21 protein-coding genes and 6 tRNA genes are annotated in these 22,525 nt (G+C 61.4%); 5 read left to right on the plus strand and 22 right to left on the minus strand.

Going from position 1 to position 22,525, the window contains the following annotated elements; genetic code table 11:
- Positions 1 to 49: 49 nt before the first annotated feature.
- Positions 50 to 928 (plus strand): dienelactone hydrolase family protein, encoded by an 879-nt coding sequence (locus RAS12_RS28545; RefSeq protein ID WP_306943726.1) that lies wholly within the window; start codon positions 50 to 52, stop codon positions 926 to 928.
- Between the two features lie 75 nt (positions 929 to 1,003).
- Here RAS12_RS28545 and RAS12_RS28550 read toward each other — a convergent pair whose 3' ends face one another.
- A complete protein-coding gene (locus RAS12_RS28550; protein WP_306943728.1) occupies positions 1,004 to 1,429 on the minus strand; it encodes a hypothetical protein in 426 nt (141 codons plus the stop codon).
- Between the two features lie 239 nt (positions 1,430 to 1,668).
- On the opposite strand from RAS12_RS28550, the gene RAS12_RS28555 reads away from it, so the two are divergent.
- Complete coding sequence (locus tag RAS12_RS28555) at positions 1,669 to 2,172, plus strand: peroxiredoxin (RefSeq protein WP_306943730.1); 504 nt, start codon at positions 1,669 to 1,671, stop codon at positions 2,170 to 2,172.
- Between the two features lie 85 nt (positions 2,173 to 2,257).
- The gene (locus tag RAS12_RS28560; protein WP_306943731.1) at positions 2,258 to 3,706 is read left to right on the plus strand and encodes an MFS transporter; all 1,449 of its coding nucleotides are present in this window, start codon (positions 2,258 to 2,260) and stop codon (positions 3,704 to 3,706) included.
- A gap of 5 nt (positions 3,707 to 3,711) precedes the next feature.
- Here RAS12_RS28560 and RAS12_RS28565 read toward each other — a convergent pair whose 3' ends face one another.
- From RAS12_RS28565 to RAS12_RS28605, 9 genes are all read right to left on the minus strand, one after another.
- Positions 3,712 to 4,575, minus strand: a complete 864-nt coding sequence (locus tag RAS12_RS28565) for an EamA family transporter (protein WP_306951669.1) — start codon at positions 4,573 to 4,575, stop codon at positions 3,712 to 3,714.
- Complete coding sequence (gene bioB / locus RAS12_RS28570) at positions 4,572 to 5,588, minus strand: biotin synthase BioB (protein ID WP_306943732.1); 1,017 nt, start codon at positions 5,586 to 5,588, stop codon at positions 4,572 to 4,574. The genes RAS12_RS28565 and bioB overlap by 4 nt, the downstream gene beginning before the upstream one ends.
- A 254-nt stretch (positions 5,589 to 5,842) precedes the next feature.
- Positions 5,843 to 7,357 (minus strand): helix-turn-helix transcriptional regulator, encoded by a 1,515-nt coding sequence (locus RAS12_RS28575; RefSeq protein WP_306943734.1) that lies wholly within the window; start codon positions 7,355 to 7,357, stop codon positions 5,843 to 5,845.
- 225 nt (positions 7,358 to 7,582) lie between these two features.
- A tRNA-Asp gene (locus RAS12_RS28580) sits at positions 7,583 to 7,659 on the minus strand.
- Positions 7,660 to 7,729: 70 nt separating this feature from the next.
- Positions 7,730 to 7,805, minus strand: a tRNA-Glu gene (locus tag RAS12_RS28585).
- A gap of 43 nt (positions 7,806 to 7,848) precedes the next feature.
- Positions 7,849 to 7,924: transfer RNA gene (locus tag RAS12_RS28590), tRNA-Ala, on the minus strand.
- Positions 7,925 to 8,030: 106 nt separating this feature from the next.
- Positions 8,031 to 8,107: transfer RNA gene (locus RAS12_RS28595), tRNA-Asp, on the minus strand.
- An 87-nt stretch (positions 8,108 to 8,194) separates the two neighbouring features.
- Positions 8,195 to 8,270, minus strand: a tRNA-Glu gene (locus RAS12_RS28600).
- A gap of 54 nt (positions 8,271 to 8,324) precedes the next feature.
- Positions 8,325 to 8,400: transfer RNA gene (locus RAS12_RS28605), tRNA-Ala, on the minus strand.
- 372 nt (positions 8,401 to 8,772) lie between these two features.
- On the opposite strand from RAS12_RS28605, the gene RAS12_RS28610 reads away from it, so the two are divergent.
- The gene (locus RAS12_RS28610) at positions 8,773 to 9,828 is read left to right on the plus strand and encodes an aldo/keto reductase (RefSeq protein WP_306943736.1); all 1,056 of its coding nucleotides are present in this window, start codon (positions 8,773 to 8,775) and stop codon (positions 9,826 to 9,828) included.
- A gap of 7 nt (positions 9,829 to 9,835) precedes the next feature.
- Here RAS12_RS28610 and lnt read toward each other — a convergent pair whose 3' ends face one another.
- From lnt to miaB, 5 genes are all read right to left on the minus strand, one after another.
- Positions 9,836 to 11,464: an apolipoprotein N-acyltransferase gene (gene lnt, locus RAS12_RS28615; protein WP_306943738.1), complete on the minus strand. Its 1,629-nt coding sequence runs from the start codon at positions 11,462 to 11,464 to the stop codon at positions 9,836 to 9,838.
- Positions 11,461 to 12,351 carry a CorC family transporter gene (locus RAS12_RS28620; RefSeq protein WP_306943740.1) on the minus strand — a complete coding sequence of 297 codons (891 nt, stop codon included), beginning with the start codon at positions 12,349 to 12,351 and terminating at the stop codon, positions 11,461 to 11,463. The genes lnt and RAS12_RS28620 overlap by 4 nt, the downstream gene beginning before the upstream one ends.
- Before the next feature lie 151 nt (positions 12,352 to 12,502).
- Positions 12,503 to 12,976 carry an rRNA maturation RNase YbeY gene (ybeY, locus tag RAS12_RS28625; RefSeq protein ID WP_306943741.1) on the minus strand — a complete coding sequence of 158 codons (474 nt, stop codon included), beginning with the start codon at positions 12,974 to 12,976 and terminating at the stop codon, positions 12,503 to 12,505.
- Positions 12,966 to 13,991 carry a PhoH family protein gene (locus tag RAS12_RS28630; RefSeq protein ID WP_306943742.1) on the minus strand — a complete coding sequence of 342 codons (1,026 nt, stop codon included), beginning with the start codon at positions 13,989 to 13,991 and terminating at the stop codon, positions 12,966 to 12,968. Before RAS12_RS28630 ends, ybeY begins: the two co-directional genes overlap by 11 nt.
- Positions 13,988 to 15,424: a tRNA (N6-isopentenyl adenosine(37)-C2)-methylthiotransferase MiaB gene (gene miaB, locus RAS12_RS28635; RefSeq protein ID WP_306943744.1), complete on the minus strand. Its 1,437-nt coding sequence runs from the start codon at positions 15,422 to 15,424 to the stop codon at positions 13,988 to 13,990. The genes RAS12_RS28630 and miaB overlap by 4 nt, the downstream gene beginning before the upstream one ends.
- A 169-nt stretch (positions 15,425 to 15,593) precedes the next feature.
- Here miaB and RAS12_RS28640 point away from each other — a divergent pair, with 169 nt between their 5' ends.
- A complete protein-coding gene (locus RAS12_RS28640; protein WP_306943746.1) occupies positions 15,594 to 16,361 on the plus strand; it encodes a phosphatase PAP2 family protein in 768 nt (255 codons plus the stop codon).
- An 80-nt stretch (positions 16,362 to 16,441) separates the two neighbouring features.
- Here RAS12_RS28640 and RAS12_RS28645 read toward each other — a convergent pair whose 3' ends face one another.
- The 7 genes from RAS12_RS28645 to yajC all read right to left on the minus strand — a co-directional run bounded on the left by RAS12_RS28645 (position 16,442) and on the right by yajC (position 22,147).
- Positions 16,442 to 17,152 (minus strand): alanyl-tRNA editing protein, encoded by a 711-nt coding sequence (locus RAS12_RS28645; RefSeq protein WP_306943748.1) that lies wholly within the window; start codon positions 17,150 to 17,152, stop codon positions 16,442 to 16,444.
- A 47-nt stretch (positions 17,153 to 17,199) separates the two neighbouring features.
- A complete protein-coding gene (locus RAS12_RS28650) occupies positions 17,200 to 17,877 on the minus strand; it encodes a VOC family protein (protein ID WP_306943750.1) in 678 nt (225 codons plus the stop codon).
- Positions 17,878 to 17,953: 76 nt separating this feature from the next.
- A complete protein-coding gene (locus tag RAS12_RS28655; RefSeq protein ID WP_306943752.1) occupies positions 17,954 to 18,268 on the minus strand; it encodes a helix-turn-helix domain-containing protein in 315 nt (104 codons plus the stop codon).
- Positions 18,265 to 18,633 (minus strand): type II toxin-antitoxin system RelE/ParE family toxin, encoded by a 369-nt coding sequence (locus RAS12_RS28660; RefSeq protein ID WP_306951670.1) that lies wholly within the window; start codon positions 18,631 to 18,633, stop codon positions 18,265 to 18,267. Before RAS12_RS28660 ends, RAS12_RS28655 begins: the two co-directional genes overlap by 4 nt.
- A 188-nt stretch (positions 18,634 to 18,821) precedes the next feature.
- Entirely contained in the window at positions 18,822 to 19,757 is a 936-nt protein-coding gene (secF, locus tag RAS12_RS28665) for a protein translocase subunit SecF (RefSeq protein WP_306943753.1), read from the minus strand.
- A 54-nt stretch (positions 19,758 to 19,811) separates the two neighbouring features.
- Positions 19,812 to 21,692: a protein translocase subunit SecD gene (gene secD, locus RAS12_RS28670; RefSeq protein ID WP_306943754.1), complete on the minus strand. Its 1,881-nt coding sequence runs from the start codon at positions 21,690 to 21,692 to the stop codon at positions 19,812 to 19,814.
- A gap of 110 nt (positions 21,693 to 21,802) precedes the next feature.
- Positions 21,803 to 22,147 (minus strand): preprotein translocase subunit YajC, encoded by a 345-nt coding sequence (yajC, locus tag RAS12_RS28675; protein ID WP_006221220.1) that lies wholly within the window; start codon positions 22,145 to 22,147, stop codon positions 21,803 to 21,805.
- Positions 22,148 to 22,525: the final 378 nt, after the last annotated feature.

The raw sequence follows: 22,525 nt of genomic DNA on the forward strand, positions 1-22,525 counted from the left end.
GGGGGTACGCCATGCGTCCCCCGGCCAGTCTTTTGCCAGGAGTTTTTCGATGAAAGATCAGGACTCGCACTTCGATAGCCTTCTACCGCCGCTGAAGCTGGACCGGCGAGGCTTCATTGCCACCACGGTGGCAGCGGGCTTCTCCCTTGCAGCAGGTCCGGCCGTGGCGCAAACCGCGATCACCACCGACGCCAGCGGCTTGCTTGCAGGCAAGATCGATATCCCGACGCCCGACGGCAAGATGCCTGCCTACCGGGCTGCGCCGCTGGGTAAGAAGAACCTGTCCACGGTCATGGTGATCTCGGAAATTTTCGGGGTGCACGAGTACATCCAGGACGTCTGCCGCCGGCTGGCTCATCAGGGATATCTGGCTATTGCGCCTGAACTCTTTGCGCGTCAGGGCGATCCTTCTCAGTACACCGAGATCCCTAAATTGCAGGCCGCAATCATCAGCAAGGTCCCGGATGCTCAAGTGCAGAGCGATCTGGATACGACCGCAGCGTGGGCCGCTGCCCACGGCGGTAATCCGGAAAAGCTGGGCATCATGGGCTTTTGCTGGGGCGGCCGCCAAGTGTGGCTCTATGCCGACCGCAACCCCAAACTGAAGTGCGGCGCTGCCTGGTACGGTCAGCTCGCGGGGGATTCCACCGAGCTGAAACCCAAGTCAGTGCTCAGTTTGGTAAATGACCTGAAGGCGCCGGTGCTGGGCGCCTATGGCGGCAAAGACGCCGGCATTCCGCTAACGGATGTGGATCGCATGCGGATAGAACTGGCGCAGGGTCCGGCGGCGGCCAAGGCCTCCCGGATCGATGTGTATCCCGATGCGCCGCATGCTTTTCATGCTGACTATCGGCCGTCTTACCGGAAGCCTGAGGCAGAACAGGCTTGGAATCGGATGTTGGATTGGTTCAAGCAAAACGGGCTTTGAAGGGGAGGGGCGACACGCAGACACGCGCGTTGTGGGGCAACCTGCATCAATCGTGGCCCGGCATCCGCTCGCAAACTACGGCGCCTCCTCTCCCGGCAACCCATCGCTGACCTCGGCCAGCGCATTCTTCATGTCTTCATATCCAATCGCGCGCTCATTCTGAAAACTGGCGAGGACGCCGCGGCAACCGTCCACGCCGGACTTCTTCATCTCGTCCATCATCGTCTTGCCGTCTTCCAACCCTTTTTGGAACTGCGTGTCATAGCTGGCAGACGCAAACCCGTACTCCTTCGCGTACTGCATCAGGTTCTTGCGCGCCGTTGCTTCATGTTGGGCCAGGTCGGGTTCGGATGCCCCGCAAGCGCGGGCCGCGCCATTGGACGCGCCGGCGGCGGCGATGAACAAGTCGTACTGGGCCTGTTCGGCGGTGTCCGGGGCCGCCAGGGCGGGGGCGGCGGCCGTGGACAGCACCCAGGCCAGGCCGGTCAAGAGCTTACGCATCAGTGAATCTCCGCATGTTGCCCACAGGCCTTAATAGGCCGGGGCGGGCTGGGGGTTACTCCGCCATTATGTCAATTTGCCGTTTCTCATTCGTAAAGCTTGGGTATGGAGTCGTTTCAGACTGTGCATCTTCTTTTCCTTCACCCAATCAGCCTGCAAGCGGGCCGCGCAGGAACTATGATGGGGGCTGTGAGGCGCTCCTGCCTCAATGCATTGCCCCCATTCTTCTGGAGCTCTACATGACGATCAAAGTCGGCGACCGCGTGCCGGATGGCACCCTGACCGAATTCATCGAAACCGAAACCGCCGGCTGCTCGCTGGGTCCCAACGCGTTCCAGGTCGCTGACCTGACCCGTGGCAAGACCATTGCGCTGTTTGCCGTGCCGGGCGCCTTTACGCCCACCTGCTCGGCCAAGCATCTGCCGGGTTATGTGGAACAGGCCGCCGCGCTGAAGGCCAAGGGCGTGGATGAAATCTGGTGCGTGTCCGTCAACGACGCTTTCGTCATGGGCGCCTGGGGCCGCGAGCAAAAGACCGACGGCAAGGTTCGCATGCTGGCCGACGGTTCTGCTCTGTGGACGAAGGAACTCGGCCTGGAACTGGACCTGATCGCTCGCGGCATGGGCGTGCGTTCGCAACGCTACTCGGCCCTGATCGTCGACGGTGTCGTCAAGCATCTGAATGTGGAAGCCGCTGGCAAGTTTGAAGTCAGCGACGCCAACACGATGCTTTCGCAAGCCTGATCCCACGTAGTTCCTGTTTTACCGCTCAACGCGGCGGGTCGCCTTGCGGCCTGCCGCGCTAATGCCAGCAGCGGTTGCTGACGCCATGCTCGCCACCATCTCATCCTTCTCGTCGCTTTACTTCGCGACCTTGCTGATGCTTATCGGCACAGGTCTGTTCAACACCTACATGGGCCTCAGACTGACTGCGCAGTCAGTCAGCGAAGTGTGGATCGGCGCCCTGATCGCCGGTTACTACCTGGGCCTTGTGTGTGGCGCGCGTCTTGGGCACAAGCTCATCATCCGCGTCGGCCATATCCGGGCGTTTGTCGCCTGTGCGGCCATTGCCACCAGCATGATCCTGGCCCAGACGCTGGTCGATTCCATGCCCTTGTGGCTGGTGTTCCGCGTCATCTCTGGTGTCGTCATGGTGACCGAGTTCATGGTCATCGAAAGCTGGCTGAACGAACAAACTGAAAACCACCAGCGCGGCCGGGTCTTTTCGGTCTATATGGTGGTTTCCGGGCTGGGCACCGTGCTGGGGCAATTGGCCCTGACCGCCTACGCCACGCTGGATTTGCGGCCGCTGACGCTGGTGGCCATGTGCCTGGTGCTCTGCCTGGTGCCGATTGCCGTGACGGCGCGCTCCCACCCGCCCACGCCGCTGCCAGCGCCGCTGGATATCCGTTTCTTCATGCGGCGCGTTCCGCTGTCGATGACGGTGTTGTTTGTGGCGGGCAATCTGTCCGGGGCGTTTTATGGTCTGGCGGCGGTCTACGGCGCCAAACATGGCTTGTCCACATCGCAAGCGGCTGTGTTCGTGGCAGCTGCGGTAACCGCAGGGCTGTTGTCGCAATGGCCTATGGGTTGGCTGTCCGACCGCATCAATCGGCCAGGCCTGATCCGTTTCAACGCCTTGTTGCTGGTGTTGTTGCCCACCGTAATGTGGGGCTGGATCACATTGCCGTATTGGGCAATGGTGGCGCTGTCCTGCGTGTTTGGCGTGTTGCAGTTCACGCTGTATCCCCTGGGCGCCGCCTTTGCGAACGATCACGTCGAATCCGAACGGCGAGTCAGCCTGTCTGCCGTGCTGCTGATGACATACGGCGTGGGCGCCTGTATAGGCCCCATGGTCGCCGGTTTGTTGATGTCGGTGGCGGGGCCCAGCATGTATTACGTATTTATCTCAGCCTGCGCCCTGATTCTGGTCTGGCAAGTGCGCCCGACGCGTGTCACCGGCGCGCATCAGGTGGACGAGGCGCCCACGCACTTCGTTGCCATGCCCGATACCTTGCAAAGCTCGCCCGCATCGGCGGTGCTCGATCCGCGCGTGGACCCCGAGAACGACATCGCAATGGAAATGGTGCAGCCCGACGCCTCCGCAGCCCCGGCGCCACCCGCGCCGGAACCCGCTGTGGAGGATGCGGCAGGCGAACCTGCGGCAGGCGACCCTGCGGCAGGCGGTCCTGCGGCAGGCGAACCCGCGGCAGGCGATCCCGCAGCAGAGCCCGAAGCGCCAGCTGAACCCGAACGCCAGGCCCGCACCGGCACTTAGGACTCTTACCAGGGCGCCATCAGTACGATGGCGCCCAGTGCCAGCGCAATACCGGCCGCGTTGATCCGAGTCAGCGGTTCGCGAAACACCAGGGCGCCGACCAGAGTGCCCAGCGTGATCACCCCCATGTTCATGGACGCAAAGACCAGCGCGGGGTGTTCAGGCAAGGATTGATGGGCACGGATGTAGGTCAGAATATTGCCGAAATTGGCCAGTCCCAACGCGACGCCCGCCAGCAGATGACGCCCCTCCCAGCGCACGCGGCGCCACAGCAGATAGACCAGCATCAGCACACCCGCCAGCACAAAAGCCAGCAGCAAGCCCCCCGCAAAAGCGGTGCCGGCGCGCGCGACCTGCTTGAACAGAATGTCGATCACGCCATATCCCGCCCAGACCACCAGCGGCCATACCCAGATACTGCGCCCGTCGGCGGGCCCATCATGCCCGGCTGCGGGACGGCGCAGCAGGCAGGCCAGTGCGCTGAATGCCAGCAGGATTGCAGCCAGTTTCCGGCCGCTGACCGGCTCGCCAAAGAGCAGGAATGCCGCCAGCAGCGGGATGAAAAGCGACAAGCGTTGCGCGGCGTCGCTGCGGACGATGCCGGCGTGGCGCACCGCGGCCGCCATGGCCAGGAAGACGCTGGGCAGCAGCACGCCCAACGCCGCTAACACCAGCCAAGGCGTGGCCGGTGTCAGCAAACGGGCGGCATCCGGCCGCAATACTGCCCAGCAGAGCAGGGCAGCGACGGCGTAGTTCATCGCGATCGCCTGGCGCACATCCACCTGATAGCGGCGGGCCAGTTTCAGCAAGACGGCGACAGTGACGCTGAATCCCACGCTGGCCAGCAGGTACAGAATGCCTGATGTCAGCGGCACGCCACGCTCTCATGGTGGTGCTGTGCCGCGTCTACCCGCATTCCCAGGCGTTGCAGCAGGAGCTGGTCGGCCTGCATCTGTGGATTGGCGGTGGTCAACAGCGCGTCGCCGTAGAACATGGAGTTCGCGCCCGCCATGAAGCACAACGCTTGCAGCGCATCGTCCATGGCTTCGCGGCCTGCCGAGAGGCGCACCGCTGCGCGCGGCATGGTGATGCGAGCCACCGCGATTGTGCGGACGAATTCAAAGGGGTCCAACGCCTCGACGTTGGCGAGCGGCGTGCCTTCGACCTGCACCAGATTGTTGATTGGCACCGACTCGGGATACGGCTCCATACTGGCGAGCTGGGCGATCAGGCCCGCGCGTTCTCGCCGCGACTCGCCCATGCCTACGATGCCGCCGCAGCACACATTGATGCCGGCGTCGCGCACGCGGTCCAGCGTGTCCAGGCGGTCCTGGTAGGTGCGGGTGGAAATGATCTTGCCGTAGAACTCCGGCGAGGTGTCCAGGTTGTGGTTGTAGTAATCCAGCCCGGCGTCCTTCAACTGTTCCGCCTGGCCTTCGCGCAGCATGCCCAGCGTCACGCAGGTTTCCAGCCCCAGTGCTTTGACCGCCGTGATCATTTCGGCCACCGCCTCCAGATGGTGCGGTTTGGGGCTGCGCCAAGCAGCGCCCATGCAGAAACGCTGGGCGCCCCCTGCTTGCGCGGCGCTGGCGGCTGCCACAACGTCGGCCAAGGGCATCAGCTTATCGGCGTCCAGTCCGGTGTCGTAATGCGAAGACTGCGGGCAGTAGGCGCAATCTTCAGGACAGCCGCCGGTCTTGATCGACAGCAGGCTGGATAACTGGATGGTGTTGGGATCGAAATGAGCGCGATGCGTCTGCTGCGCGCGATGCACCAGGTCCATGAATGGCAGCTCGTAGAGCGCAAGAATGTCGGCCGTGCTCCAAGCGGGTGCAGGCAAGTGCTTGGACGTCGTGGGGACGGGGATAAAGGCGGTCTGCATGAACGGGCTCCAGTCAGTCTTACGGGGATCGCGCCGCTTCCCTCAGAACAGGCAAAGGCGGATCGGCGGATCGTAAGAACCTGCGCAGGGTTTGCGCAACGTGGGCCGAAGGGGTGAAAATGCCAGCGCAATGGCGGCAAGTTACATAAAAATGCAGTGTTTTGGAGGGTGCGGCGGTCTAACTCGGCGCTATCTTCGGCGACGCCGCTACCCTGAATAATTTGCTTCCAATTGTTAACGGAGACTTTTAATGCCTAGTCTTTAGGCGGTTTGTCGCGTGCCCGTTTGGATTCATGCCCGGTAATGCCGCGATCACGCGCCCACACGATCGCAGCGCTGCGCCGGTGGACGCCGATCTTGCTGTAGATCGTGGCCACATGATTGCGTACGGTGTTACGCGAGAGCTTCAGGCTCTTGGCGATGCTGTCGTCATCGTGCCCTTGGCATAGCAGGCCAAGCACCTCGCGCTCCCGCGTGGTCAGTTGAGCCAGTTCGGCCACATCCCGGGTGGCAGGCGCGGGCTCACGCAACTGCGCCAGTTTTTCGATGATGCCGCGGCTGAACCAGGACGTGTCCTGCATTACCGCCTCTATGGCCGCCAGCAGTTCGGTTTCGGACCGCTTGCGCTCCGTGATGTCCTGCATCACGACAAGCAAACGCCGCTCGCCGCCGATCATGACCGGTTCGGCAGACACCAGGCAGTCCAGCTGTTCGCCATCCTGCGTGGTGAGTATGGCTTCGCGATTGCGTGCATTTTCACCGCGCATCAGGCTGGCGTTCATGCCCTCGTAGGGCACCAGACCCAGTTCTGTCAGGGCCTGGCCTTCGCTATCTTCTGCTGAGGTGCCAGTGGCTGCGGTAAAGGCTTCGTTGATTTCGAGCACGTGCAGGGTGTCGCCTTCGCATACTGCCATCGGCACGGGCGCCAGCCGGAAAGCCTTGGAAAAGCGCTCTTCGCTTTCACGTAGCGCCAGTTCCGTACGCTTGCGTGCTTCCAGGTCGATAAAGGTGAACAGCATGCAGGGTTCATCCTGCATGTCGATGGGCTGGCCCGCGACCATCACGAATTTTGAGCCGCCGTCGGCAAGCTTCACCACGCCTTCGCGTTGGGTGATGGTCTGCCCTTCGTTCAGTTTGGCGACCGCCGATTCTTTGTCATCCCCGCCGTCCAGCACATCCAGCTCGTAAGCAGACTTCCCGACGACCTCATCGCGGGTGTAGCCGGTCATCTCCAGAAATCCCTTGTTCACCTTTACATATCGCAGGTCGGTCAGGCGGCAAATCAGGGCGGGGGCGGGATTGGCGCCGAAGGTGCGTTCAAAGCGTTCTTCGGCATTCAAGTGTTCGGTCTGATCATGCAGGATCAGCACGCGATAGTCGGGGCCATTGTCGCCATCCAGATTCAGGCCGCGAGCGCGTACGTTGCGCAGGAATTCTTCGTCATCCTTGCGGCTCAAGTCCAGCAGCAAATCATCGAACGGCTCGCCAGCGTTCAAGCGGTCCAGCGGATACTGTCGCGCTGGTACGCGATGATGATTGCGGTACGTCAGCGTGTAGCGCTTGCGGTAACCAGCGGGCGTGCCGCCCAGATCTTCCAATGTGTCCACACCGTGCAGCGCAAGCGCGCTGTTGTTGGCCCAGGCAATCGCGCCGTCGGGTTCGAGCACGATGATGCCTTCGTTCAGACCCGCGATGATGCTCTGCAAGTGTTGGCGATGGGCTTGGGGTGTGGCGGCTTTTGTGGTCACGTAGGCCTCTTCTATTCGCATGGCGAGAGACCACAGGATGAAGGCGCGCCGCCATGCTGTCCAGAGGGCAAAACGAACGAGTCAGAGGGATGGGGGAGAGTAGAGCTGCCGCATGTCCATGGCATCAGCATGGCGTGGGCTGGATAGATGCCGCGCAAAAGCAAAAAGCTCCGGAATCCGGAGCTTTTGATGGCACTGCTTGATGATATCTGCACCCGCTTGATGCAAGTAAAGCGCAAAGCGCTTTGGCGGAGCGGACGGGGCTCGAACCCGCGACCCCCGGCGTGACAGGCCGGTATTCTAACCAACTGAACTACCGCTCCGCAGCGGTGTACTCAAACTTCATTACTACACTGCGGTGTCAAGGCAGCTTGGTACTACATGCCAGAAAGCTGGCGTCCCCTAGGGGATTCGAACCCCTGTACTCACCGTGAAAGGGTGATGTCCTAGGCCTCTAGACGAAGGGGACCTGAACTAAAACATAAACCAAAACTTTACTACGTACTGCTTACTGGTGGAGGTAAGCGGGATCGAACCGCTGACCTCTTGCATGCCATGCAAGCGCTCTCCCAGCTGAGCTATACCCCCCAGGGGTGCTTGATGTTCCAAACTTCAAACAACAAGGTCTCACACTCTATAAAAGCAAAAAGCCCCGAAGACGGAGCTCTTGAAAGACTCAGAGCGAGAGAGCTTTTGGCGGAGCGGACGGGGCTCGAACCCGCGACCCCCGGCGTGACAGGCCGGTATTCTAACCAACTGAACTACCGCTCCGCAGCGGCTTACTCAACTACTTTTGTCACTTCAACTGCACTTATCTAATGCTTACTGCTATTTACTGCATACTGCTGCCAGATAAACTGGCGTCCCCTAGGGGATTCGAACCCCTGTACTCACCGTGAAAGGGTGATGTCCTAGGCCTCTAGACGAAGGGGACTTGGACTTGCAAACTCGTACTGCTTTCACTTGTACTGCTTTCTTCGCTGTTGACTGGTGGAGGTAAGCGGGATCGAACCGCTGACCTCTTGCATGCCATGCAAGCGCTCTCCCAGCTGAGCTATACCCCCGTTTCTCTAATCAACTCCTGCTACGTTTTACGACCGAAACACACGTTTGATAGTGCGCTTTTTCGTAGTTCGTTGCCGGTTTTGTTTAGTGCCGTTGGCGAAGAAACGAGATTATGCACGAACTAAATAAGGCGTGCAAGTCAGCGGAGGGGAAAAAGTTAAAAACTTGCACAAAAATTGGGGTTGGATGGCCAAAATGCGCAATTTCTGAGCGGAATTGCATGTCGTGATGTGACAGTGGATTGGTGCAGATTCCAAGAAAATCAAAGACTTGTGCGGATGCTATCGTGGGCAAGAAAATTTTTTATTCGAGATGGCGAATTTGAGTAAAAAAACGCTCATCGTCACAGCAATCGGCCTATGAGTATGACTATGACCACTAAAACGTCGTTTCCCACTCGCCCGTTGGGCCGCAGTGGTTTGGAGATCACACGCATCGGATTGGGCGCGTGGGCGATCGGCGGCAATGGCTGGGCGGTCGGTTGGGGCGCGCAAGACGATTTGGATTCCATTGCGGCGATCCGCCTGGCCGTGGACCGTGGCATCAATTGGATCGATACCGCCGCCGTCTACGGACTGGGGCATTCGGAAGAGATTGTGCGGCGTGCGCTGGCGCAGATGCCAGGCAGCGAGCGGCCCTACATCTTCACCAAGTGCGGGCTGACGTGGTCGCCGGAGCAGCCCCAGGCCATGCCGCGGCGTAACGGAGCGCCCGCAAGTATCCGCAGCGAAATCGAAGATTCATTGCGCCGGCTGGGGGTGGAGCGCATCGATCTGTACCAGATGCATTGGCCGGCAGGAGACGGCACGCCGCTGGAGTCGTATTGGCGTGAATTGCTGGACTTGAAACAAGCCGGAAAGGTTGGCGCCATCGGACTATCCAATCACAATCTTGCGCAGGTGCAGGACGCCGAGTCGTTCGGCCATGTGGATACCTTGCAGCCGCCTTTTTCTGCGATCCGACGCGAAGCGGCAGCCGACCTGATTCCGTGGTGTGCGGCAAATGACACAGGGGTGATCGTCTACAGCCCGATGCAGTCAGGTCTGCTGACGGGCGGGTTTTCCGAGGAACGCGCGCGGGCCTTGCCAGCGGATGACTGGCGCTCGCGCAATGCGGAATTCACGCCGCCCAATTTGCAACGCAATCTGGCATTGGCGGAAGCCTTCAAGCCTATTGCCGAACGTCACGGCACAACCGTGGCAGCCGTCGCGGCAGCATGGACGCTTGCCTGGCCTGGTGTGACTGGCGCCATTGTGGGCGCGCGCAGCGCTGCTCAGGTCAACGGGCTGCTGGGCGCTGCGGAATTAGAGCTGGACAGCGATGACATGGATGCCATTGCAGAGGCGATCGAGGAAACCGGTGCAGGCGCCGGGCCTCGCCGGCCGCCCGAGGAAAGTGGGGCGTTGCCGGCGAATCTCTTCGCGTGATGCGCGGCTAGGCTCGGCGTGTTTTGCGGCCGCTGCCGAAAGCGGCAATCAGCGCCAGGCCGGCCAAGGCCAGCGCGATCTTGTCGCCAAAGCGTGCGTAAGGCGTCAGCCCCGTCATGCCTTGCACGGCGACCGGCAGCACGCCCACCTGATGCGGCGCCAGCTGTGCCGCCACATGGCCCTTGGCGTCGATAGCCGCGGTGATGCCGGTGTTGGTGGCCGTGAGCATCGGGCGCGCCGTCTCCATGGTGCGCAAACGGCCAATCTGCAAATGCTGGCGCAACGCCCATGAATCACCGAACCAGCCCAGATTGCTGACGTTGACCAGGATGGTCGCGCCCGGTTCGCCATTGGCGCCCGGTTGCAAGGCGGGCAACAGATCGGGCCCGAACAAATCTTCGTAGCAGATGTTGAATGCCACGTGCTGACCGCCCACGGCAAACGGCGTCTGACGTTCTCCGCCGCGATCGAAGTCGCCCAGCGGAATATTCAGCATGTCCACGAACCAATGGAAACCCGGCGGCACGTATTCGCCCCAGGGCACCAGATGGCGCTTGTCGTAACGCATGGCAGGGTTGCCCGCCACCAGTTGTTCAACCGGCGTATTGCCGTCAAAGCCCATTACGCTGTTGGTATAGCGGTCGCGGCCATTCACCCGGTCATGCAGCGGAACCCCCATGGCAATGACCATATTGCGCTGGGCGGCCACGCGGCGCCATGTGTCCCAGACCCTTGGGTCCAGCTGATCCTGGAACACCGGCAAGACTGTCTCTGGCAGGATCACCAGTTGCGGCGCAGGCACGCCTCCCGCGGGGAGCATGGCAGCAAGGTCCAGATGACGGACCAGGCTTTGTTCCAACAATGCCGGGTCGAATTTTTGCGATTGCTCGATGTTGCCCTGAACCAGCCGCACGTTGAGCGGGTCGCCGGTTGGAGCTGACCAGTCAATGCGCGACAGCGGCCAGCCAGCGGCCGCCAGGGCAACGGCGATGCCGGCTGCCAGCGCCTGACGCGAGTCCATGGCCTTTTTTCGGGATGGTTGCCAAAGGCTGGCCATCGCAGCGGCGGCGAACGCGGCGACGAAGGCCATGCCATGCACGCCCAGAATTGGCGCCCAGCCTGCGATGGGGCTATCGACGTGCGCGTAGCCGATATTCAGCCACGGGAAACCCGTAAACAACACAGCGCGCAGCCATTCGAACGCCGCCCACATCGCCGCCCAGGCCAAGGTGCCGGACAGAATGCGCAATGGCGGCGAGTCGGACGCCAGTGGCGCATAGCGGCGAGCCAGCGCGCCCGCTGTGGCGGGAAACAGCGCCAGGAAAGCGGACAACGCCAAGACGCCGGCCACCGCAAGCGGAGCGGCCAGATCGCCATAACGATGCAGGCTGATGAAGATCCAGTACAGCCCAAGCGCATAGCTGACAAAGCTGAACAGCCAGCCACGCGCCCATGCCAGCTTGGCGGATGGCGCATATAGCGTGACCCGCGCCGCGATGGCGAGCGCCACGATCTGGGTGATTGCCAAGGCCCAGTCCGGCAGCGGGCCAGGCGCGAAAGTCAGGGCGTGCACGGCGCCCGCCAGCATCAGGCCGGCGGCGCCGCGCAGGAATCGGCTGCGCGGGGTCAGGCTCATTCGTCGTCGGAGGTACGGGTGGGCTGAGAAGCTACGTTGCGTTTGACACGCAACCAGATGGCGCGGCGTGCGTCGCCGCGAGCAACTTCCATACGAAGGCCGTCGAATTCGGCCATGTCGCCACGGCGGGGGATACGGCCCAGTTGGCCGCCCATCCAACCGCCGACGCTGTCGTATTCGTCGTCAGGCAATTGGCAGCCAAAGACCTCGTTGAAGTGCGAGATATCGGTGGCGGCAAGCACGCGCCACTGGTTTTCGCCTTCAGGAAAGATCGAGTCTTCCTCGGTTTCGTCGAATTCATCTTCGATGTCGCCGACGATCTGTTCCAGCACGTCTTCCATGGTGACCAGGCCCGAAATGCCACCGTGCTCATCGATGACGATGGCCTGATGGTTTCGGCTGGCGCGGAATTCGTGCAACAGCACGTTCAGACGCTTGGATTCCGGGATGAACACGGCCGGGCGGACCAGCTTGCGCAGTTCAATGTCGGGTTCGAGCATGCAGCGCAGCAGATCCTTGGCCAGCAGGATGCCGATGATGTTGTCGCGGTCGCCTTCGTAGACCGGGAACCGCGAATGCGCGGTTTCGATCACGGTGGCCACCAGGTAGGGAATGGGCTGCGTGACGTCCAGCAGGTCCATGCGCGAACGCGGAACCATGATGTCGCCAACAGTGCCCTCGGACACGGCGAGCGCGCCCTTGATCATCTTGTAGGACTCGGCGTCCAGCAGATTGCGTTCGTGGGCGGCTTCCAGGATCGCCTTGATGCCTTCACGGTCCTCGGGCTCTCGGCGCACAAGGGAAAGCAGACGGTCTAGAAGGGATTTAGTGGCGGGTTTGGATGAGCGAGCAGCGGTCGCTTCGGGAGCAGGGTAAGGGTCAGACATCGTCCGGGAGGACAAGTTAGGGAGGGGCCAGCATAACCGAAACTGGCTGCCAAATTGTAACTGGTCCGCCGAAAATGGGTCCAATCCACGGCATTTGTGCCGTGAAAGCCCTCAACTTCGGTAAATTCTCAGGGTAGACCCGAAGGGATCGTTACGCTGAAACGTAGGGATCGTCGATACCCATTTGCGCGAGCGTTGCCGTTTCCAGGGCTTCCATGCGCCGGGCGTCGCGCGCTTTGATGTGGTCGTAACCCAGCGAATGCAGCACGCCATGCAGGGTCAGGTGGGCTGCATGGTCCAAGAGCGCTTTGCGCTGTTCACGGGCCTCGCGCACCAGCACCGGCACGCACATCACGATATCGCCGCGCGCCACGCCTAGCGGGTCCACGCCGTACTCGAATGTCAGCACATTGGTGGCGTAGTCGCGGCCGCGGAAATCCCGGTTCAGGCGCCGGCCTTCGGCCGCGCCTACCAGGCGCAAGCTGAGTTCCGCAGCCGAAAAATCGACCAAACCGTCTTCCGCCGCAGCCGCCAGCGCACGTTCCGCCCAGCGGCGCAGGCGCCAGCGGGGCAGGCGGGCTTCTTCAACACCGTACTGGACGGATAGGGACAGCTCAGGCTTCATTTTCGGAGGCGCGGTCATAGGCGTCGACGATGCGGGCGACCAGCGGGTGGCGCACGACATCGCGGCTGGTGAAACGGGTGGTGGCGATGCCCTGCACGTCATGCAGCACCTTCACTGCATGGGCCAGACCGCTATCGGCGCCGCGCGGCAGATCGACCTGCGACGGGTCGCCCGTGATGACGGCTTTGCTGCCGAAGCCGATCCGCGTCAGGAACATTTTCATTTGTTCCGGCGTGGTGTTCTGCGCCTCGTCCAGGATGATGAAGGCGTGGTTCAGCGTGCGGCCGCGCATATAGGCAAGCGGGGCGATCTCAATGGTCTGTTTTTCAAACAGACGCTGGACCTTCTCAAAGCCCATCAAGTCGTAGAGCGCGTCGTACAGCGGGCGCAGGTACGGATCTACCTTCTGCGCCAGATCACCGGGCAGAAAGCCCAGCCGTTCGCCTGCCTCCACCGCCGGGCGCGTCAGCACCAGGCGCTGCACGGTTTCCCGTTCCATCGCGTCGATGGCGCAGGCAACCGCCAGCCACGTCTTGCCCGTGCCTGCGGGGCCGACGCCAAAGGTGATGTCGTGTTTGAGAATGTTGTTCAAGTAGTCGCGCTGGCGCGGCGTGCGCGGGCGCAGATCGCTGCGCTTGGTACGCAAGGCAATACTGTCGCTTTCGTCGTCCAGCGAGGGCAGCGGTTCGGCTTCGCGAGCCGCTTCTTCTTGCAGCTTTTCTTCCTGCCGTCCCACGCCGATCTCGACGAGACCCAGCTGAATGTCGTCGACCGACAGCGCGCGGTGCACAGCCTGCTCATGAAAGCGGCGCAGTACGCGGCCGGCCAGCTCGGCGTGTTCACCCTCGATGGTGACGCGGCTGCCACGGCGCGAGAGCTTGACTCCCATGCCGTCGGCCAGCTGCCTCAGATTTTCGTCCAGCGGGCCGCACAGATTGGCCAGGTGGGTGTTGTCGCCATCCAGATTGACGACGGCAGGCATGGAGCGGCGGACGCGGGAACGGGGTGTGGTCATTCGGTCTCTTGGGAAGCGCGGTCCACATCGGCCACCTGGGCGCGCAACGAATTGGTATGCGCTTCGGTGATGATGACGTCGACCATTTGTCCGATAAGGCGCGCGGGCGCGGCAAAGTTCACGATGCGGTTGTTTTCGGTGCGGCCCATCAGTTCGTTCGGGTCGCGGCGCGAGGGGCCTTCCACCAGCACGCGCTGGCGCGTACCCACCATGTTGCGGGCAATGATGGCGGCCTGCTCGTTGATCAGCGCTTGCAGACGTTGCAGCCGGCGCAGCTTCACGTCTTGCGGCGTGTCGTCCGACAAATCGGCGGCGGGCGTGCCCGGACGGCGCGAATACACGAACGAGAAAGACGTATCGAAACCCACGTCTTCGATCAGCTTCATCGTCTTTTCAAAATCTTCTTCCGTTTCGCCGGGGAAACCCACGATGAAATCGGAGGACAGCGTCAGGTCAGGGCGCGCGGCACGCAGGCGGCGCACGACGGACTTGAATTCCAGGGTGGTGTAGCCGCGCTTCATGCCGGCCAGCACGCGGTCGCTGCCTGCCTGCACGGGCAGGTGCAGGAACGACACCAGTTTGGGCAGGCGGGCGTAGGCGTCCACCATGCGCTGAGTCATTTCCTTGGGGTGCGAGGTCGTGTAGCGGATGCGCTCGATGCCGGGAATCTCATGCACGTATTCCAGCAGCATGGCGAAATCGGCGATCTCTTCGCTGTCTGCCATGCGGCCGCGGTAGGCGTTCACGTTCTGGCCCAGCAGCGTCACTTCTTTCACGCCCTGGTCGGCCAGGTCGGCCACTTCGATCAGCACGTCGTCAAACGGACGGGACACTTCCTCGCCTCGCGTGTACGGCACGACACAGAAGCTGCAATATTTGCTACAGCCTTCCATGATGGAAACGAACGCCGTGGCGCCATCCACTTTCGGGGGCGGCATGTTGTCGAACTTTTCGATTTCTGGAAAGCTGATGTCTACCTGCGAGCGTCCTTCGGCGCGGCGCCGGGCAATCAGGTCAGGCAGACGGTGTAGCGTCTGGGGGCCGAAAACCACGTCCACATAAGGCGCGCGCTTGACGATGGCCGCGCCTTCCTGACTGGCCACACAGCCGCCTACGCCGATCACCAGGTTCGGATTGGTCTTCTTCAGGTGTTGAACCCGGCCCAGATCCGAGAAGACTTTTTCCTGCGCCTTCTCGCGTACCGAACAGGTGTTGAACAGAATGACGTCGGCCTCTTCCGGGTTGTCCGTCAGTTCCAGTCCCTGGTCGCCCCGCAGCACGTCGGCCATCTTGTCCGAATCGTATTCGTTCATCTGGCAGCCAAAGGTGCGGATGTACAGTTTGCGGGGGGAGCCGGTACTGATATCGGCGGGAGCAGGGGCGGGAGCGCCGTCGCGCGGAGTGTCCACGCGCTTGATAGAAGTTTCTTGCATGATGGTCGCCGTGACGGGTGTAGATCCCGGGGGCTGAAGGATGGAAAGCGGGAATTTTAACCCTTGCGGGGAAATTGTTTCTTGGCTTGGCTGCGGACGCCCGTTACGATAGCGCGCCAACTGCCATGCGGACGGCAGTAATATTTCTCATTATTCTTGAGCGCTACCGATGAATTTGAACCCTCTCACGCCTCCGGTTGCGACTCCCGCCGTGGATGCCGCACCCGGGCTGCCTGTGCCGGACGAAGTCCGCAACCCGTTTTCTCGCTTGACCTGGCTGTTGCTGGGTCTGGCGTTGGCGTTGGTGGCAGGCGCCTGCGCGCGCTGGGTGGATTTGCCCCTGGCGATATGGATCAAGCAATCGGTGTCTGATGGTGTGAACGAGTCGTTCGAATGGGTCGGGCAGCTGGGTGAAAGCGGCCCCTATATCGGTGTGGCGCTGGCTTTTTATGTCATCGGCCTGATTGGCCTGGCGCGCGGCTGGCGCAATCCCTTGCGCATGAGCTATGCAAGCATGGCCCGGGGCAGCTTGTTCATGCTGTCCACGTTGGCGGTGGGCGGGCTGATTGTGCTGGTGCTGAAACGGTCGGTGGCTCGCGCCCGCCCCGAGCTGTTTTTTGAGAAGGGCATCTACGGCCTGGGTGAGTCCTTTTCACGCGTACAGCAGTTCAATTCCTTTCCGTCCAGCCACACTTACGCCGCGTTTGCCGTGGCTGTCGTGCTGGGTATTCTGGCGCCCAAGTGGCGCTGGCTGTTTTTGTCGCTGGGCGTACTGGTGGCGATAAGCCGGCTGGTGAATCTGGATCACTATTTGTCTGACGTCATGGTGGCGGCCGGTATTGCCCTGCTGGTGGGCCATGTGCTGGCGCCCCGCGTACTGGGCAGCAAGTACCAGTGGCCGCTGCGAGCGCCGTGGCGCTGGTGGAAAAAGGCGTGAGGGTGTGCCAGGGATAAAACAAGGGCCGCAGTTCAAATCGCGGCCCTTGTTCTTGGGTGGCCGCTGACCGCCCAGGGGCTTTACGCGAACGTCACGACCACGCGCCGGTTCGTGCGGCTTTTCTTCTCAATTTTCGTGATGACCACCGGGCCGATCTCACCCGTGTTGGCCACGTGCGTGCCGCCACAGGGCTGGCGGTCGACGCCAGGGATCTCGATGATTCGAATCTTGCTCGTCCCGGCTGGCGGCGCGGCGCCCACTGTACGCACCAGGTCGGGTTGCGCGGCCAATTCTTCCGGGGTAATGCCGTTGACAGCGATGTCGATGCGGGTGTCGATCAGGGCGTTGAGGCGGTCAGTCAGATCGGCTTTTTCCAGCGTGGATTCGGGCAAATCAAAATCGATGCGCGCGGAATCGGGCGAGATGCTGCATCCGGTCACCGGAGCGGGTACCAGCGACCCCAGCAAGTGCAGACAGGTATGCAGGCGCATCAGCCGATGGCGCCGCGGCCAGTCGATGGCCACTGTGACGCGGTCGCCCACTTGCAGCGTGATATCGCCGTCCAGCACATGCAGAATGCGTTGGCGGTCATCGGCATAGATGGTGTCAGTCAGCGGCAGGACGCGGCCGTCGGCCAAGGTGATGGTGCCAGCGTCGCCGGCCTGGCCGCCGCTGCGCGCATAGCAGACGGTTTCGTCCAGTTCGATGCCCTCGGGATTGACGGCGATGACGGTGGCGTCGCACTGGCCCAGATAGGGCTCGTCATCGAATCGTTTGTAGGTGGCGGGCATGGGCAGGTCTCCGGTTTGGGTTGTTGAATTGTTGTTATGTCTTGCGCTTACGCAAGGGTCTTCAAACCTTGCGGCGTGTCGATTTGAGCGCGCAAGCGGGGTGGTCCGTTGGATTGTTCCAGGTCTATCAGGGTCTCTGCGCCCATCCAGGTCAGGCCCTGGCGCAGCAGGCCGGCCTGAGGGTGGCTGCCCGTCAGGCGGGCAAGCTTCAAGGGCTGGCGCGGCAGGCTCACGCCTGGGTAGGCGTCCACGTCCCATTGGATCAGGGTGGGCAAGAGTCCGTCGCCAACGGTATGACCGGCTTCGTGCCATGCCGGCAGGCTGCCGTCGTCCGGTACGGTCAGACGCCAGCGCAAATCGCCGCGCGTCATTGGAATGACAGGCGCGATGCGATCAGGGTGTTCAGCCTGCATGCGGGTCAGATCCAGCGGGGCTTCGACTCGCGCTGCCCAGTGGGCCAGAAACGGCCCTTGCTCCAGCCGCGCACGAATGTCGCCCTGATCCAATCCAAACCAGCGCGGCCGCTCGGGCGGAGGCGCATCGGGATCGATGGCAATCACTTCCAGATAAACGCCGTCCGCCAGGCCCAGCACCCGGTTATGGGTACCCATGCGCGGATGCGCTCCGCCGGCCTGCGGCGCAATGCCCAGCAGTTCGGCCACATATTCTGTGCCGCTGGCAAGGTCAGCCGCGGCGATGACGAGATGATCAATGGATAGTTTCATGGTGTGCCTATGGTAGCGAATGCTGGAACATTCGTACCCGTACACCGGTAACAGGCTAAGCAGTACAGTGGCCGCTTCACGCCGTGACGGTGATGCCGGCGGTCTCGGATTGGCGCGCTTTGCGAACCCGGATCTCTACATGCTGATCCAGGCACACCAACGCCTGCATAAGCCGTTCCAGAGAAACGTTCAGCAGCTTGTAGCGCCGGATTTGCGAGACCTTGGGCTGGGTCATGCCAGTCAGCGCGGCAACTTCAGTTTGATTCAAGCCGCGCTGATCGATGAGATCGTTGAACTTGACGGCCAATTGGACTTTCGCGGTCAGGTCAGCGGCATCTTCAAAGCCCAGGTCATAGAGGACGTTGTCGGTGCCAGTGTTGGATTTGGTCAAGGGACGCTCCTGTTTGGGCCGTGACGGGCCAGTACTTGTTTCAACCGCCTTCGGATCATTTCGATGTCAGGTCTGGGCGTGCTGATTCCGGATTTGGATTTCTTTTGAAATGCGTGCAACACATGAACGGCATTGCCGATCTGCAAGGCATATACCGCGCGATACGTGTCGCCTGCTTCGTCTTCGGTAAGTTCGTAAATGCCGGAGCCCAGGCCCGTCCAGGGTTTGGCCGAGTCAGGCCAGCGGCCCAACTGAACGACATGCAAGCGCATTCCCATGCATTTTTGAACAGGGATGGGGAACGTCTTGAAGTCCTTCTTGGATGAGCCTTCCCAGAAAAGCGGCTTGGGGTTTTCCGTTACCATGAAATATACCTGTTCGGATATATAAGTCAATGAGCCTTGCGGCGAGAACGGACAAAGTAGCCGCATCCAGGACGACACGACTATTCGTAGAGACCGAAGCCGGCCGACGTTCACCGCCACGCCAGAAAGCAAAAAACCCGTCGCAAGCGACGGGTTTTGCTTTGAAGCGTGAAGTTGTCGAAGAGGCCTTAAGCGACTTCGCCTTCCTCGCCATCTTTCTTGACCGGCTTGATCAGGTCTTCGCGCGTGACGCCCATCCACATGGCCAGCGCGGCGGCGACGAACACCGACGAATAGATGCCGAACCAGATGCCGATGGTCAGCGCCATGGCGAAGTAGTGCAGGGTGGGGCCGCCAAAGAACAGCATGGCCAGCACCATCATCTGCGTCGAACCGTGAGTGATGATGGTTCGCGAGATGGTTTGGGTAATAGCGCTGTTGATGACTTCTTGCACATCCGCTTTGCGGTACTTGCGGAAGTTCTCGCGGATACGATCCATGATGACCACGGATTCGTTTACGGAGTACCCCAGCACCGCCAGCACGCCCGCCAACACCGACAGCGAGAACTCCCACTGGAAGAAGGCGAAGAAGCCCAGGATGATCACCACATCGTGCAGGTTGGCGATCACGCCAGCGACGGCGAACTTCCATTCAAACCGGAAGCCCAGGTACACCATGATGCCGATCACCACCACCAACAAAGCCATCAGGCCGTTGTGCAGCAGTTCCTGACCAACCTGCGGACCCACGAATTCCACGCGGCGCAGTTGAACGCCCGAATCGGCGGTCTTGAGCGCGGCCATGACGGTTTCGCTCTGGGTTGCCGATGTCTGGCCTTCTTGCAGCGGCAGACGGATCATGACGTCGTGCGAGGTGCCGAAGTTCTGCACCTGGAAGTCGGTGTAGCCCAGTTTGGACACCACGCCGCGCACGTTTTCAAGCTGCGCCGTCTGGGCGTAGTTGACTTCCATGACCGTGCCGCCGGTGAACTCGATCGACAGGTGGAAACCGCGGGTAAGAATGAAGAAGACCGCCAGAACAAACGTGACGAGACTGATGATGTTCAGCACCAATGCGTGGCGCATGAACGGGATGGTGCGGTGAATCCGGAAAAATTCCATTTTTCGCCTTCGGTTCTTTTCTGTGGCGGACGGCTTGCGCCGTCCGCTTTATTTTCAGTTTGCCTTCGGTTTCCAGACTTCGCCGATGGAGATCGTGGTGAGCTTCTTCTTGCGGCCGTAGTACAGGTTGGCCAGGGCGCGCACGCCCACCACCGATGAGAACATCGAGGTCAGGATGCCCAGGCAGTGCACCACCGCGAAGCCCCGGATCGGACCCGAGCCGAAGGCCAGCAGCGCCAGACCGACGATCAAAGTCGTGAGGTTCGAGTCAAGAATCGTGCCCCAGGCGCGTTCAAAACCGTGGTGAATGGCCTGTTGCGGAGTGGCCCCCGCGCGCAGCTCTTCCCGTATCCGCTCGTTGATCAGCACGTTTGAGTCAATGGCCATGCCCAGCGTCAGCGCGATAGCGGCGATACCAGGCAGGGTGAGCGTGGCTTGCAGCATGGACAAGAGCGCCAGCAGCAACAGCACGTTCAGCGTCAGGCCGACCGTGGAGAAGACACCGAACAAGTGGTAGTACAGGATGATGAACGCGGCGATTGCCAGGAAGCCGTACAGCGTCGAATGGAAGCCCTTCGAGATGTTGTCGGCGCCCAGGCTCGGGCCGATGGTGCGTTCTTCGATGATGGACATCGGTGCAGCCAGCGCACCAGCGCGCAACAGCAGCGCGGTGTCGGCGGCTTCTTCGGAGCTCATGCTGCCCGAAATCTGCACCTGGCCGCCAGCGATTTCGCTGCGGATGACCGGTGCCGTGACCACTTCGCCCTTGCCGTTTTCAAACAGCAGGATGGCCATGCGCTTGTTGATGTTGTCGCGGGTAACGTCGCGGAAAATGCGGGCGCCCTTGGAATCCAGCGTCAGGTGGACAGCGGCCTGCTGGGTTTGCGAATCGCGGCCGGGTTGGGCGTCTTGCAGGTTTTCACCCGTCAGGACAACCTGGCGGCGCACCAGAATCGGACGGCCGTCGCGATCGTTGTAGCGTTCCAGACCGAAGGGCACGGAGCCGCCCAGCAGCGCGGCTTGCGCGGTGGGGGAGTCGTCAACCATGCGGATTTCCAGCGTGGCGGTACGGCCCAGCAATTCCTTGGCCTTGGCCACGTCCTGCACGCCGGGCAACTGCACCACGATACGGTCGGCGCCTTGCTGCTGGATGACCGGTTCGGCCACGCCCAGCTCGTTGATCCGGTTGTGCAGAGTGTTGATGTTCTGCTTGAGCGCCGAATCTTGCACGCGTTGGACCGCGGCGGGGTTCAGCGCGCCGAGCAGCACTTGCTTGCCGTTTTCTTCGCGTTCGACAAACTCCAGGTCAGGCAGACGCGTGCGCAGCGTGGAAATGGCGCGGTCGCGGTCGTCGGTGTTGGCGAAGGTCGCGGCAATGCCCATGCCAGAGCGTTCGACGCCGGCCACATTGATCTTCTGGTCACGCAGCACCGAACGCACGTCGGCGGACAGCGAATCGTAGCGGGCGGTCAGAGCGCCCTGCATGTCGACTTGCAAAAGGAAGTGCACGCCGCCGCGCAGGTCCAGGCCCAGGTACATGGGCTTGGGGGCGAACCAGCCGAGCGAGCGCATCCACGGGGGGGAGGCAGGCAGCAGGTTCAGCGCCACGGTGTAGTGCGCGTCGCCAGGAGTCGTGTTGAGTGTTTTGTCGATCAGGTCGCGCGCTTGCAATTGCAGGTCGGTCGACGTGAAACGGGCACGCACGGTGCCCAGGGTGCCGTTCTGTTCAAAGAAGACCCCTTCGTTCGGGATCTTGGCGTCCGTCAGGATTTGCTCGACCCGGCTCAGCATGGCCGGGTCAACCTTGATGGTGGCCTTGGCGCTGGAAACCTGGACGGCAGGGGACTCGCCGTAGAAATTCGGAAGCGTGTACAGCAGGCCAATGATGACCGCGATCAGGACCGTAATGTACTTCCAGAGGGGATAGCGGTTCATTGCCGGCTACTTCATGTAAGAGTGATAAAAGGGCCGCCCGAGCGGCGAGCGCGGCGGGCGGCGTAGGCGTCATCTGGGATAAGAGCCCCAATGGGGCTCTTATGAGACGCTTACAGGGCCTTGATGGTTCCCTTGGGCAGCACGGTCGAAACCGACGACTTCTGCATGATGACTTCGACAGGCTTGTCGGCCAGTTCGGAGACTTCAACGGTCACGTAGCTGTCGTTGACCTTGGTGACCTTGCCCAGCATGCCGCCAGCGGTAACCACTTCGTCGCCCTTGGCCAGAGCGGCGATCAGGTTACGGTGTTCCTTTTGACGCTTCATCTGCGGACGGATCATCAGGAAGTAGAGGATCACGAACATCAGAACGATGGGCAGCATGCCCATCAACGCGTTGCCTTCCGGGGCGGCAGCCTGGGCCACGACGAGGCTGGCGGTATCGATAACGGACATTGAATTCTCCTGCGTTTAAGTCTGTTTGGGTTGTTTGTTGCTATGGCTTTTTGGCCCTTTCCATGGGGCGCCGGCGCGAACCAGCACCACGGACAGGATGATTGTTATGCGGGCATAACTCTCTTTATAGCCTTCTTCGTAGCTGTGTTTTTATGCACCCATCCCCGCGCGAGCCATGGATAGGGCAAGCCGACTATTGTATATAGGTTATTGCCACCCTTTCACTAGGGGGTCTACCCAGGCGATTGGGGCGGCTACCGATATTCAATGGGCGATCTTTCCGCTAAATGGGGGCAAAGCCGTCAGGCAAAAGCCCCCCGTACAAAAAAATGTCGTCTTGCGGCGCTCGCAAATCGGGCTTTCCGCCTCTGAGCGCGC

The organism is Achromobacter seleniivolatilans, from assembly GCF_030864005.1.
Classification (GTDB): Bacteria; Pseudomonadota; Gammaproteobacteria; order Burkholderiales; family Burkholderiaceae_B; genus Achromobacter; species Achromobacter seleniivolatilans.

Excerpts from the sequence above, each read along its gene's own strand:
- RAS12_RS28545 (WP_306943726.1), top strand. The coding sequence starts at position 50 with ATGAAAGATCAGGACTCGCACTTCGATAGCCTTCTACCGCCGCTGAAG.
- RAS12_RS28550 (WP_306943728.1), bottom strand. The coding sequence starts at position 1,429 with ATGCGTAAGCTCTTGACCGGCCTGGCCTGGGTGCTGTCCACGGCCGCC.
- RAS12_RS28555 (WP_306943730.1), top strand. The coding sequence starts at position 1,669 with ATGACGATCAAAGTCGGCGACCGCGTGCCGGATGGCACCCTGACCGAA.
- RAS12_RS28560 (WP_306943731.1), top strand. The coding sequence starts at position 2,258 with ATGCTCGCCACCATCTCATCCTTCTCGTCGCTTTACTTCGCGACCTTG.
- bioB (WP_306943732.1), bottom strand. The coding sequence starts at position 5,588 with ATGCAGACCGCCTTTATCCCCGTCCCCACGACGTCCAAGCACTTGCCT.
- RAS12_RS28575 (WP_306943734.1), bottom strand. The coding sequence starts at position 7,357 with ATGCGAATAGAAGAGGCCTACGTGACCACAAAAGCCGCCACACCCCAA.
- RAS12_RS28610 (WP_306943736.1), top strand. The coding sequence starts at position 8,773 with ATGACCACTAAAACGTCGTTTCCCACTCGCCCGTTGGGCCGCAGTGGT.
- lnt (WP_306943738.1), bottom strand. The coding sequence starts at position 11,464 with ATGAGCCTGACCCCGCGCAGCCGATTCCTGCGCGGCGCCGCCGGCCTG.
- RAS12_RS28620 (WP_306943740.1), bottom strand. The coding sequence starts at position 12,351 with ATGTCTGACCCTTACCCTGCTCCCGAAGCGACCGCTGCTCGCTCATCC.
- ybeY (WP_306943741.1), bottom strand. The coding sequence starts at position 12,976 with ATGAAGCCTGAGCTGTCCCTATCCGTCCAGTACGGTGTTGAAGAAGCC.
- RAS12_RS28630 (WP_306943742.1), bottom strand. The coding sequence starts at position 13,991 with ATGACCACACCCCGTTCCCGCGTCCGCCGCTCCATGCCTGCCGTCGTC.
- miaB (WP_306943744.1), bottom strand. The coding sequence starts at position 15,424 with ATGCAAGAAACTTCTATCAAGCGCGTGGACACTCCGCGCGACGGCGCT.
- RAS12_RS28640 (WP_306943746.1), top strand. The coding sequence starts at position 15,594 with ATGAATTTGAACCCTCTCACGCCTCCGGTTGCGACTCCCGCCGTGGAT.
- RAS12_RS28645 (WP_306943748.1), bottom strand. The coding sequence starts at position 17,152 with ATGCCCGCCACCTACAAACGATTCGATGACGAGCCCTATCTGGGCCAG.
- RAS12_RS28650 (WP_306943750.1), bottom strand. The coding sequence starts at position 17,877 with ATGAAACTATCCATTGATCATCTCGTCATCGCCGCGGCTGACCTTGCC.
- RAS12_RS28660 (WP_306951670.1), bottom strand. The coding sequence starts at position 18,633 with ATGGTAACGGAAAACCCCAAGCCGCTTTTCTGGGAAGGCTCATCCAAG.
- secF (WP_306943753.1), bottom strand. The coding sequence starts at position 19,757 with ATGGAATTTTTCCGGATTCACCGCACCATCCCGTTCATGCGCCACGCA.
- secD (WP_306943754.1), bottom strand. The coding sequence starts at position 21,692 with ATGAACCGCTATCCCCTCTGGAAGTACATTACGGTCCTGATCGCGGTC.
- yajC (WP_006221220.1), bottom strand. The coding sequence starts at position 22,147 with ATGTCCGTTATCGATACCGCCAGCCTCGTCGTGGCCCAGGCTGCCGCC.